The 12,756-nt window shown below is 47.0% G+C and carries 6 protein-coding genes; 2 read left to right on the top strand and 4 right to left on the bottom strand.

The features are described from left to right. Positions 1 to 251 precede the first annotated feature (251 nt). Entirely contained in the window at positions 252 to 707 is a 456-nt protein-coding gene (locus QMY49_RS01900; protein WP_005450924.1) for a DUF2850 domain-containing protein, read from the bottom strand. A gap of 164 nt (positions 708 to 871) precedes the next feature. On the opposite strand from QMY49_RS01900, the gene argA reads away from it, so the two are divergent. Next, entirely contained in the window at positions 872 to 2,209 is a 1,338-nt protein-coding gene (gene argA, locus QMY49_RS01895; RefSeq protein WP_283312596.1) for an amino-acid N-acetyltransferase, read from the top strand. A 252-nt stretch (positions 2,210 to 2,461) separates the two neighbouring features. Next, the gene (locus tag QMY49_RS01890; protein ID WP_005450921.1) at positions 2,462 to 2,647 is read left to right on the top strand and encodes a hypothetical protein; all 186 of its coding nucleotides are present in this window, start codon (positions 2,462 to 2,464) and stop codon (positions 2,645 to 2,647) included. A 33-nt stretch (positions 2,648 to 2,680) separates the two neighbouring features. Here QMY49_RS01890 and recD read toward each other — a convergent pair whose 3' ends face one another. From recD to recC, 3 genes are all read right to left on the bottom strand, one after another. Beyond that, positions 2,681 to 4,858 (bottom strand): exodeoxyribonuclease V subunit alpha, encoded by a 2,178-nt coding sequence (recD, locus tag QMY49_RS01885; RefSeq protein ID WP_283312595.1) that lies wholly within the window; start codon positions 4,856 to 4,858, stop codon positions 2,681 to 2,683. Continuing rightward, complete coding sequence (gene recB, locus QMY49_RS01880; protein WP_283312594.1) at positions 4,858 to 8,496, bottom strand: exodeoxyribonuclease V subunit beta; 3,639 nt, start codon at positions 8,494 to 8,496, stop codon at positions 4,858 to 4,860. Before recB ends, recD begins: the two co-directional genes overlap by 1 nt. A 612-nt stretch (positions 8,497 to 9,108) precedes the next feature. Then, positions 9,109 to 12,585: an exodeoxyribonuclease V subunit gamma gene (gene recC, locus QMY49_RS01875; RefSeq protein WP_283314026.1), complete on the bottom strand. Its 3,477-nt coding sequence runs from the start codon at positions 12,583 to 12,585 to the stop codon at positions 9,109 to 9,111. Positions 12,586 to 12,756 lie beyond the last annotated feature (171 nt).

Here is a 12,756-nt window from a genome sequence, read left to right as displayed (position 1 = left end):
AAAGAAGATAGCAAAAGGATGGCAAACAAATGCACACGACGCAATTGAAAAGCTGCGACAAAGTGTATCAGCGCTAAGGCAAATGCTCTGTTTGCTGTCAATTTATCCATTTAAACTGGGTTGAGAATAATAACAGCAATGGAATCAAACGATTGTCCGGAAAATGTTTGTGAAAAGTCGCAAGAACATAAAGATGTGACAAAACGCGACGCCCTGCCATCATGCAACGAATCGCGCTTTAAAAGAGTGGGTTATCGAACCGCTAAGTTAGAGTGTCCTTCTAAATGAAAAACGGGCAGATAATGGGCATTCGCATCTAATTTCATCTCGGCATAGTGCTGCCCGACAAACTCAAAAGTGCGAACAGTTGAACCCACTTTATAAGACAAGCTATCACCATCGAACTCAAAGTCAGTAGCGACCGTGGAGCCACGAACCATCACCCCTCGTTCACTCAGGATGAACTCTTCGCGGGCATAAGGTGCAACATCTTGCTCCACCCACTTGCCATAAACGGTAGATTTAGGAATCGGCGGATTTACATAGCGCGTAATTAAGTCGCCGTACATCAAAAGAACGGCAATTGTCCCAACAAGCGCAGTTAACATCAGAGAACGCTCTGTCCACTTGCGTAATGTCGATTTGGTTGATGAATTTTGCTCGGTTTGAGCAGTGATCGCAGCATTCTTATTTACAACTGAAGACATGAGGCTCACGTAATTAAACTAGACCGGAGCATTGTACCCTCTTCGCCCAAACAGAACCAAGTATCATACTCTCGATGTTTGGACTCTATTCCAAAAAATTGCCTTGCCAACAATTGAATAAAAAGACAATATTAGAGCATAAATAAACACAAGGAATGGCTGTAGTGAAAATTCGTAGTACTGCTCTGGTTAAAGGATTCCGTCAATCCACGCCCTATGTAAACGCACACCGTGGAAAAACCATGGTGCTGATGTTAGGTGGCGAAGCGGTTGCTGATAAGAACTTTGGCAACATTATCAATGACATTGCATTGATGCACAGCCTTGGCATCAAAGTCGTCATCGTCTATGGCGCTAGACCACAGATCAATCAACTGCTGGAAAAACAAGACCTTACTACGCCATATCATAAGAATATCAGGATCACCGACGAAGCCGCACTTTCGGTAGTTATGCAAGCAGCGGGACAACTTCAGCTAGCCATTACCGCACGCTTATCTATGAGCCTTAACAACACACCAATGGCAGGCACGCAACTCAACGTTGTAAGCGGTAACTTTGTCATCGCTCAACCTCTTGGTGTTGATGATGGCGTCGACTATTGCCATAGCGGTCGTATCCGTCGAATCGATACCGATGCTATTCACCGTACACTCGATCAAGGTTCGATTGTGTTACTCGGTCCTATTGCCAGCTCAGTAACTGGTGAATGTTTTAATCTGCTTTCTGAGGAAGTGGCGACTCAACTTGCGATCAAGTTAGGAGCAGATAAATTGATTGGGTTCTGTTCAGAACAAGGGGTCATTGATGACAATGGCAATGCGGTGGCGGAATTATTCCCTATCGAAGCCGAACATGTCATTAAAAAACTCACTGAAAATACATCCCCAGACAGCGATTACCACTCTGGAACTCTGCGTTTTCTTAACGGTTCGATTGCAGCTTGCCGAGCTGGAGTACCTCGAAGCCACCTTATTAGTTACAAGGTGGATGGCGCACTTATCCAAGAATTGTTCTCTTTTGATGGTATCGGTACACAAGTAGTGATGGCCAGTGCCGAACAGATACGTGAAGCGGACATCGACGATATTGGCGGTATTTTAGATCTAATTCGCCCATTAGAAGAGCAAGGCGTGCTAGTAAGGCGTTCTCGCGAACAACTTGAGCAAGAAATTAATAAATTCACCATCATCGAGAAAGATGGCCTGATCATCGGTTGCGCAGCTTTGTACCCATATATTGAGGAGCAAAAAGCGGAGATGGCTTGTGTGGCGATCCACCCAGACTATCGCGATGGCAATCGAGGATTGTTATTGCTGAATTATATGAAGCATCGCTCTAAGTCTGACGACATCAACCAAATCTTTGTGCTCACTACGCACAGCTTACATTGGTTCAGAGAACAAGGCTTTTATGAAGTAGGCGTCGATTACCTACCAGGAGCAAAGCAAGGTTTGTATAACTTCCAGCGCAAGTCAAAAATCTTAGCTTTAGATCTGTAGAAACAACGAGCAAGGGCACGAAAACTACATATCTTATTATGCAAAGCATTACATTGACACTGGTCGCAATTTAACCTTTTCAATATACATACTGTTGGTTATACTCTGTTCAATGTTTGATTGAGCTTTAATCAATCAACAGTATGGATCTAGGTGAACGTTCTTCACCCTAAAGTGCTGAGAGCTTTGACAACTCAGCACGATACATCAAGGACAGCTGTTACTCTTAAAATGAATAAGATGAGCACTGTTATGAGAACCATTATTTGCAATTCGCTTCAAAGCTTTTGGGATATGGCAGACAACCAGTTTTTGGAAGGGCTTGATGTCCATTGCGTGTTCCCCGTCAATGATGCCATCAGAGATTTTATCTTGGCTTATCAGCAGCAGTACAAAATTCGCAGCGTGTCATTTACCAATGCGTTTACACAAAATTAAAAAAGACCGAGCATGGTGCTCGGTCTTTTTGTTTTAACTAGACAAGCGAGATACTAACCCACTCGATCGGGTAGTTTTCACCTTAATACCACGCTTGAGGACATTCATCTCAGCGTACATCGCAAGGCGTTTTTTCGCGCGAGTAATTCCTGTGTAGATCAGCTCGCGAGTGAGGATTGGACTGAAATCTGGCGGCAAAATCATTAGCGTGTATTCAAACTCACTGCCCTGTGATTTGTGAATGGTCATCGCATATGCGGTTTCATGCTCAGGCACTCGGCTTGGCAGCACCGACTTCACGCTACCATCCGGCAATTCGAAGAACACTTTAAGACGCGATTCACCTTCGCTGTCATCTCGCATACAAATGCCGATGTCACCGTTATACAACCCCAAGCCATGATCATTACGCGTGACCATTACTGGTCTACCGTGATACCAAAGTTCATCTTGGGTTTGAATCAACTTACGTGCTGCTAGTGCTTTTTCAATGCGTTGGTTTAAACCCGTCACACCAAAGTCACCTTCACGAATGGCACACAATAATCGGCATTGATTAAAGGTATCCAACACGGCTTTGGCTTTGTGGGTCAGTGTTTCTGGCTCCCCAGTCTTCTGGTCAATCTCTTGCTGTCCGATGCGTTTTAAATAACGACCATATTCGGCAACCAAAGTCTGCATCATCTGATTGTAGTTTTGGCTACTCAGTGCGAAATGCTCGATATCAGTAAAATCACGATTCCAAACGTCGTCTACTTTTGCGGCTGAGCCTGCATTGACCGCTTTCGCTAGCTGACCGATACCAGAACGGGCATCGAATCGGTAACTCTTTTGCAGCATACACAAACTATTGGCAATCGAAGCATTACTGTTGGTGCTGTACGCCAAGGTGTCAAAGCCTGTTAACTTCGCGACTGCAGACGCCTGCTCTTTGCTGAAGCCAAATGCGTGGAACGAACAGATATCACCTAGCACCGCACCTGCCTCTACCGATGCCAACTGGTCTTTATCTCCCAGTAGAATCAAACGTGCATGCTTTGGCAGCGCATCGACGACTTTGTACATCATCGGCAGATCGACCATGGAGGCTTCATCCACCACTAAAATATCGAGGTGCAGCGGATTTTGTTTGTTGTGACGAAACTCTGCACTGTTCGGGATCGCGCCCAACAGGCGATGCAAAGTGCTCGATTCGGTTGGAATCTTCGCTTTAAGCTCAGGCTCCACTGGCAACTCTTGAATCGCTTTACCAATAGATTCCGTCAAACGCGCTGCCGCTTTACCTGTTGGCGCCACCAGCTTGATGGTGAGGTTTTTCTCTTGTCCTGCTTGCTCAATCAATGCGGCAAGCAGTTTGGTTACCGTAGTGGTTTTACCCGTACCCGGACCACCGGAAATCACCGCAAAACGACGCGTCAGTGCCACCGCAGCAGCGACTTTCTGCCAGTTAACACAAGCCGATAATGGTACAAGCTTGTCCAGCACTTGTAGATCGTGAACTTGTTTCGCTTGGCAGACTGCCGCATCAATGGCAGCCCAATCGAGACTGTCTACAGTAACCACATCCAAATGGTCACAAACTAATTGCTGGCGTAGAACTTGGTTACTGGTTCCTGCCTCTGCCGCTTTGGCTAATGCATTGAACAGAAAGTGGTACTGACGAGCGAATAAATGATGCAGCAACTCAGACAAACGTGTGAACTCTTGAGGCTGTAGATTTACAGCCGCGCTGAGTTGATTGAGCTTGTCCGCCAACGTCACTTCATAGTGCCAGTAACGATGTAAGTAGAGACGCTCACCATCAAACATCATTGGCAAGGCTTCACCTTGAGCACCAACCAAGGCTGACGCTTGCAAAAGCTCAACCCAGTTAACACCTTGCAGCCGAGTATTAAGCGCTAACGCAGATTCACCAAACAGACCAAGCTTACTGGCAAGGTCCGCTGGTTGCCCTTGGCTATCAAACAGAGGCAAACAGATGTGTCCTTTCCCCAACTCACTGCTGACCACGCCAGCAATAAATGCCAGTTCTTGGCTGTTCGCTTGTTGCTCAACTTGCGAATAGATAAAGCGCGCGAACTGGAAATCCAACTGGCGAATCGCCCCTTTATTTGCTAACGATTCTAAAGTTGCCAATAGATCTGGTGTTGCCGCTAGATCTCGTGTTGCCACAAGGCTGTTTTGCTCAGAAAGAAGATCATTGGTTTTCATCAAATTAACTCCATCTGACCCGATTCGCTGGATCGCGTGTCAGGTGCTTGACCATCAATCAAATGATCCATCTCTTGTAAAAATTCAAAGGTTGGCTTGGCAGAAAAAACACCATGATCACTTTGCCCATCCATGCCACGCAAGAACAGGTAATAAATGCCGCCAAAGTGCTGTTCATAATCATAATTTGGCAATCTGCTACGCAAGAAACGATGCAGCGCCAAAGCGTAGATTTGGTATTGCAGATCGTAGCGATGATCCGCCATCGCCGACTTCAACGCATCGCCATGGTAATGGAATACATCATCACCTAAGTGGTTCGATTTCCAGTCGAGGACGTAGTATTTGCCTTGGTGCTCAAACACCAAGTCAATAAAGCCTTTCAACATGCCTTGCACGGTTTGGAAACCCAAATCGCCCGCTTTGGCAGACAGCGGATCATGACGTTGAATCACGCGGTTCAATGCAGGTGCAGACAACACTTCAATCGGCAATAAGAATTCCATCTCAACCAAACGTTGCGCCGGACCTTTTTGATTGAGCAGCAGGGCTTTGCTATCCAACGGCGTTGCCAGCACGGTATCAATCAACTGTTGCAGGATTGGCAGCCACTCTTCATCAAGCTGTTCACTTTCCATCAAGCCGAGGATGATTTGGGTGTTCTCTTCCGTTGTCGCGGGCTGAGTAAACTCAATTTCCTCAAATAAGCTGTGCAGAAAAGTACCCGGACGTGCGCCACGCGGGAAGTTGAAGATAGAGCGTTCTGGCTCAACCAATTCAGCTTCATCTTGCTCTTCTGAAGAGTCGATATCAAAGCCAATGATTTCAATCGTCGCGTCATGTTCAGCATGATGAGAACCTTGTTTAACCAAGCCCGAGTAACTGGTGATTCGCCAGTTTCTATCAATTGGGTTTTGCAGCTCTTTAGCTGTCAACGCTTCCAACTCGGTTTGCTCCGCAACATACATCTCGTCGTGTTGCTTTGGAGGATCACAAATCGCGACGTTATCAAGATTCTCTTGTTGCTTCTTCAACCCAACAAACAGGTCGTTGATGCCACCCTCTTGACCATTTTGCACCAAGTAACCAATCGCACTGTGATGCACGCCGGTTGGCTCTTTGGTTGAGCGACCATTGCGTAGCGGCGAAGCGCCAATAAAGCAGGCATACACGGCTCGCGTTAGCGCTACGTATATAAGACGCAAGTCTTCAGCAAGGCGCTCTTTATCTGCTTGTTTTAACGACGCATCATTGCCAGTGATATCGAGTACGGTGCGATCGTTCTCTGCGTCGTAGTATTTGGCTTCACTCGCTTCTCGGTAACCGAACACAAATGGCAAGAAGACCAAGTCATATTCCAGACCTTTAGATTTGTGAATGGTGACGATTTGCACCAAGTTACGCTCTGATTCCAGACGCTGAATTTGGTCATCACTGCCACCTAGGCCATGTTCTGCATCGCTGATGGATTGCGCTAACCAACGCAGCAAACCGTGGTCGCTGTCTAATTCGTTGCTCGCTTGCTGCAATAGTTCACCAATGTGCATCAAATCGGTAAGTACTCGCTCACCGTTCTCACTTTGCGAGCTCGCCCCTTCTTCTAGCAAACGCTCAGCAATATGACGCTTACTGATCACTGCTCGCAGCATAGGAAGCACACCACGTTGCACCCAAAGCTTACGGTATTCTTTGAACTCGTTAACCGCGTTTTCCCACACGGTTTCATCGTTGTTGAGGGCGTCTAAGCTGGCTGCATCCAGAGCAAATAATTCTGATGCTAGGCTGGCGCGTAATGCTCTGTCGTTTTCTGGCGTTAACACCGCTTGCAGCAAACGCTGTAAGTCTTGCGCCACAGAACTGGTAAACACGCTATCGCGGTTAGAAAGGTACACACTGGCAATGCCTTGGTCTGCTAACGCCTGCTTGACCATGCGACCTTCGCTACCCGTTCGCACCAATACTGCAATGTCGCCCGCTTTAACTGGCTTCTGCTTCTCGCCATTGACCAGACACGCTTGGCCTTGTTGCGCGGAGGTCAAAATGGTTTGAATTTGGCTTGCTGTCGCCTCTGCCATAGCGGTGAGGTAGTCACCTTTTGGCAGAGGTTTATCTTCCGCTTCTTGCAGCCAATAAGTCAGTGCAGGCTGTTTTTGACCACCCATGGTCCAAACGCGTTTGTCGGCACTTGGGCTGTAATCCACAGAATGGAATGGAATGTCAGAGTCATAAATAAACGGGCTATCTGGCAGAGCAAAAATCTGGTTCACTGCCAATACCATATCGGCACTTGAGCGCCAGTTGGTACCAAGCGTGTAGTGAGCACTAACTTGGTTACGCGCCTTGATGTAGGTAAAGATATCCGCCCCACGGAAACCGTAAATCGCCTGCTTCGGGTCACCGATCATAAACAAACCGCACTCAGGATTATCCAAATAAATGCGGCTGAAAATACTGTATTGCAGTGGGTCGGTATCTTGGAATTCATCGATCATCGCAACCGGATAAAGCGTACGGATACGCTCTGTCAGTAGTGCGGTTTCATCGGTATCAATCGAGGCAGAAAGCTGAGTCAGCAAGTCATCGAATGACAACCATTGTTTCTGATTTTTTGCTTTTGCCAGCATCACGCGACAATGCTCAATCGCATGAGCTAACAATGGCGCTTTTAAGCTGATTGGGTTGGCAAGGAAGGCTTCTATCGCCTCAAACACCGGGTGCTGTGGCGCAGTGCCTTTCGGGGTTTTCTCAAATAACACATTCTGCGCGAACTTCTCCAGTTTATCTGGATAGTCATAGCCCGTGGTTTCTGTCGAAGCCCATACGTTGACCGCTTCTAACCATGTCGGTAAAGACTTTTTGGTGTAGCTGCGTTTGTTGACGTCGGAATCAGAAATCAGTGCGAGGAAATCCTCCTGGCTATCACACCATTGGGCTTTCAAAGCATCAATTTGCTTTAAATTTTGCTCATGCAAATCGGCAAGGCTACCTTGCATTGCAGGAACAGAGAGACTTAGCGGCGCACCCGTGAGGTAGTTACTGATGTCATAAAGTAGATCCGATGGCGAGCCCCATAGTTGACGCACTTCTCCTGCCAAAGCGAATGGCAGAGGATAGAAGTTACGACGCCAGTAATCGGCAACCACTTGCGCTTTAAGATGGCTTTCGTCTGTCACAAACTCATTATTGAAACGACTACCAGATTCAAATGCGTTTTGCGTCAGCATGCGTTGACAGAAACCGTGAATGGTGTACACCGCGGCTTCATCCATTTGGCGCTCTGCTTGCAATAGGATCTCAGCGGCTTGCTTATGATCCTCGACTTCTTCCAGCAAAGGTTGAATCACAGGATCTGAGCTTTGTCCGCGAGCGAATGCGATCCTCGCGTCGTGAATACGCGCACGAATACGATCACGTAACTCTGCAGTTGCGGCTTCGGTAAAAGTCACTACCAGAATTTGATCCACAGTCAACGGCACGCGATGTTTGGTATCAGTCGTGCCATGCCCTAGTAGGAGTCGCAGATACAAACCCGCGATGGTAAAGGTTTTACCCGTACCCGCAGATGCTTCAATTAGCCTTGCACCATGCAGCGGAAAAGTCATGGTTTGCAGTGGAGTTGGAACTGACATTTGCGCCATAACGCTGAATCTCTCCAAGTATTCAACAAGGACATGTAGATCTTCAAAGGCGTTTCGCATCTAAAGATCAACAAACCCTATAATGTGATCTATCGTTAAAAATTTTATTAATGAGTCTAATAGGTTGGAATATTTAAACCTTTGTGGGATCTCACTCACGGTTATCATTACGGAGTACCGTTAGTATGCGCCTCACGAGATAAGCCAAGCCATTCAGGCGGCTACACTCAAACGAATCATGGTCCCTCTGACCTTGTGGCCGTACAGCGAACGCCCTACAAAAAATAATGATTTTCTGGCGGCCACCCTACTCTCTTCTTTATCTAAATAATCCAACTTATTCTTATACCCAAGTGACTTCAAGATACAGGATTCAGAGCGTTGTCACTGATTCCCTGTTTATCGAAAATAAGCAAGGAAAACAACGCTGTGTAATAGATTACTCTTTCCAAGTTGTTTGACGATGAAATTGCTTCAGTGACACGCTCCCGAAGGGCGAGTTGTCTTGGCTCGTATACTTCGTTGACGATTTTTAATTTAGAGCCACTAGATCTTCAAATCATCGCCTCGCCTACAAGCCAAGTCAATCTCGCTGAACCAAGCATCTTGAGGTTACTTGGGTATACTTTCAGCATCCATCGCCGTCAATCTTGCGCCTTGAAGAACCAATGCAGTCAGTGTGCGAACTTCTGCTGCAAGCTCATCATTCCAAGCAGACCAAATACGCGAAATATACGCATTGTTTCCTTCGCCTGGGCTCATGTACCCATCATTGAATGCGTCCGCCATTTTCTTCAGCGATTTCTCTTCGTCATCAGCCCAGTGGCCACGACTAAAGCCCGCCTCGACACACGCCAGTGCTGTTTTCGGGAAATATGGCAATGGCTTAGTCATGCCTTCAAAAAACAGACGTACTAATTCAGCAAGAAATTGTTTCGCTTGATCAGCGTCTGCCATTGCAGGGTAAACTAAATGCACCGCGCCTTCCTTGCGGTCATAACCGATAACGTGGGTCTTTCTAGCCTGACCAGAGGCAGACATAGCAAGATGATCAATCCATGCAGCAAGATAATCCTGCGCACGAATTTTACCGCTTCGGTAGCGAATCAACCCAGACTGATAACACTGAGTTAGCCAACCGGTTAGACGGATGTTTTTTCCTTCACCAAGCACATCGAAGGTAAGGTCGATTTCTAAATCGTCTTGCGGCGCACCGGATAAAAACGCCAACTTATCCACCAACTCTTCCGCTTGCACGCGGTTGGTTTCAAACTCGATATCACCAAATGCGCCAACCGGTAATTTGCCCTGCGCGCGTTGCTCACTCATGAAGTGCTTGAGTACGTCTGCTTTTGCGGACGGTTGAGTAATGGCGGTTTCGAGCAAGGTTTCTAATAACTCATCGCGCATCTGATAGCTTTCTAAGCCACCTAAAACAAACGGCTCATCGTCTTCCATCACAGGTAACGGCGGCTCGAACATCACTTTCAAACGACGGTTAAAGAAATACTGTACAGGCAAACGCCAGAAGCGTTGTAATTCCACCAAGTCCAATTCGATTGGGAAGGTTGCGCCAAGTAAGTAATCATCCAATGCGCGGTTAAACTCGCCACGCGCATGACCTTGCGATTGATTGCTTTGGGTCAACGCAGCTGGAATCCACTCTTTGGCATAGCTTGAATGAGAACCTTGGAATGCGCTTGGGCTGAATGGCACCATGGCATGTACGTTCACTAACTCGTTGAGTAGTTTATCTCCGGAGTCATCAACAGGCTGGTCTTGATCGCCATCTAAGCAGTAGTTCTGGTGGCAATATTCCATCAACTCCGACACCAGCACAGACGGCACGCGCTCAGTGTTGTCTTGGATAGAACGTCCAACATAACTGATGTACAAACTTTGCTGTGCAGACAGCACGGCTTCTAAGAATAGGTAACGGTCATCGTCTCGACGTGAACGGTCGCCCGGTTTAGTACGCCCTGTCATTAGGTCAAAACCTTCTGGTGGCATTGAGCGCGGGTACACACCATCGTTCATACCGAGTAAACATACGGTTCTAAATGGGATCGAGCGCATCGGCATCAGCGTACAGAAGTTCACTTGTCCAGCAAGGAAGCGCTGGCTGACCCGCGTCCCTGACAGCTTGTTTTGTAGATACTGGCTAACAATGGAAGGCGACAAGGCATCATCAAATGCCGCATCAGCTAGCTGTTCTTTCAGTTGGCTCAGGGTATCTCGAATCGACTTAAGCGCCATTTCCCCTTCTAACTCAACAGAGAAGAAGTCATCCAACATTGCCACCAAGGTTTCACGCCATGCATCAATCGACTGAACATGGGAAAGTTTGCGGCGATATTGGCTAATTTGTTGAATAAAGTGGGCTAACTTACCAGCAAGTTCTGCGCCCATGCCTTGCACTTCATTGTATGGTGAGAGGCTACCTTCTTGCGCTTCAAACAAACCGGCAGATTCTGGCATCGCGTAGCCTAATAACATACGCTGAATACCAAATTGCCATGTATTTTGGCGTGTTTCTGGCAGTTCAAATTCGCTGCCCGTATGGCTATCTAGCCCCCAGCGAATACCAGATTCTTCCACCCATAGTTTGGCTTGAAGGAAATCATCTTCGCTTAAGTCGAATCGCTTCAAAATCGCCGGCGTTTCTAACAACTCAAGTAATTCAGAAGCCAAACAACGTGTATTCGGTAAATTAACAAGTTGCATGAAAGCCGCCAAAATTGGGCTTTCTTGATCGGCCGTTCGGTCTGAAATCGAGTAAGGAATAAATCGCTCACCCGGCGCATTGCCGAACACCGCCTGAATCGCAGGGCTGTAGGCATTGATGTCTGCCACCATGACAATAATATCGCGCGGTTTCAGTGTCGGATCGGCATCGAACATCGCCAGAAGCTGGTCATGTAGCACTTCCACTTCTCGCATTGGGCTGTGGCAAGAGTGCAAGCTCAGAGATTTATCACCCAAACTCACCACTTGTTTGTGCTGACTGCTGTCGATTTGCTCGTCGTCTTGGTGCTCTTCTAAATTAAGAATGTCAGCTTGAAGTTGATGGAGCAGACTGTCGCGCTCAACATCAACAAAAGCTTCTATCTCATGGGATTCAAGCTGCGACAACAGATACATGTTATCGCGTCCAAGTTTGCCCATCGAAGCCAACAAACTGTTACCCACCACATCGGTATGCAGCTCATCCACCACGTTTTCTTCTAGTGAACCTTTTAGCTGCTCAGTCTCACCTTGCACTTCAGAATGGTCTTCTTGCCACACCACGTGCTGACGATGTTTTGCTGCTAAGCGAGCTAGGAATTTACGGTCGCGTACTTCACCCCAATAATAACGGCAGGGGTTAGTAAACATTAGATGGACATCAATATGTTCACCAATAGCTTTTAGCGCATCCATGTAACGTGGTGGCAGTGAAGAGATACCAAACACAAACAGACGCTTCGGCAGATGATCAAAATTGCCGTTGAAGTTTTCGAGCGTATCAATGAAGTGTTCGTACAAATTGGCACGATGATAAGGCGATTGCCCAAGGGTAACCGTGTGGTCGTACAATGCCTGCCACAAAATCGGCTGCCATGGATGCTCGTCTTCAAGTTCAGGCACCGTTTCTCCTGCTTCCCAGCTTGCAATCCACTCTGGTCGGTACACCAAATAGCCATCAAAGATATCGGCAATTTTCTCTGCTAATTGATACAGCTTGGAGTTGTCACTGTCGTCTTGAAGATAACGTGCCAAAGGTTCGAATGACGCTTCGTTCAACAAACCCGGAAGCAAGTGCATCAGCTTCCACGTCATGGCTTCTTTGTTGAAGGCACTGCGTTTTGGCACATCAGCCAATACTTGGGTAAACATTTCCCAGATAAAGGTCGCTGGCAGCGGAAACTCTAGGTTTGCCGCAACACCAAACTCTTTCGCCAATTCCATTTTTAACCACTGAGACATACCCGGGCTCTGCACCAGAATTTGCTCTTTTTCGAATGGGTTTTCTAATGGGTTGATGCGAATCAGTTCAACAAGAAGTGATTTGAGAACATCGACCTGATTGGAGTGATAGACAGTAAACAAAGTAAGTGCACCGAATGCCAATGGAAACTGCTAGCAAGCTTAGCACAGCCGCATTTATTCCTAGAGCGATCTCGATAGCTTAAATAACAAAAGGTTAGAGAACACTCAAACTGTGCTCAAATAACCAACAACTGACATTTGTAAGCAACGTCTTACATGCAAATACAAAGC

The organism is Vibrio harveyi (assembly GCF_030060435.1).
Classification (GTDB): Bacteria; Pseudomonadota; Gammaproteobacteria; order Enterobacterales; family Vibrionaceae; genus Vibrio; species Vibrio harveyi.
The sequence above is the reverse complement of the archived record's forward strand: the minus strand, read 5'-3'. Positions and strand labels throughout refer to the sequence as shown.

Bases quoted from the DNA above. Each gene is read 5' to 3' on its own strand.
- recB (WP_283312594.1), bottom strand. From the start codon at position 8,496: ATGGCGCAAATGTCAGTTCCAACTCCACTGCAAACCATGACTTTTCCG.
- QMY49_RS01890 (WP_005450921.1), top strand. From the start codon at position 2,462: ATGAGAACCATTATTTGCAATTCGCTTCAAAGCTTTTGGGATATGGCA.
- recD (WP_283312595.1), bottom strand. From the start codon at position 4,858: ATGAAAACCAATGATCTTCTTTCTGAGCAAAACAGCCTTGTGGCAACA.
- QMY49_RS01900 (WP_005450924.1), bottom strand. From the start codon at position 707: ATGTCTTCAGTTGTAAATAAGAATGCTGCGATCACTGCTCAAACCGAG.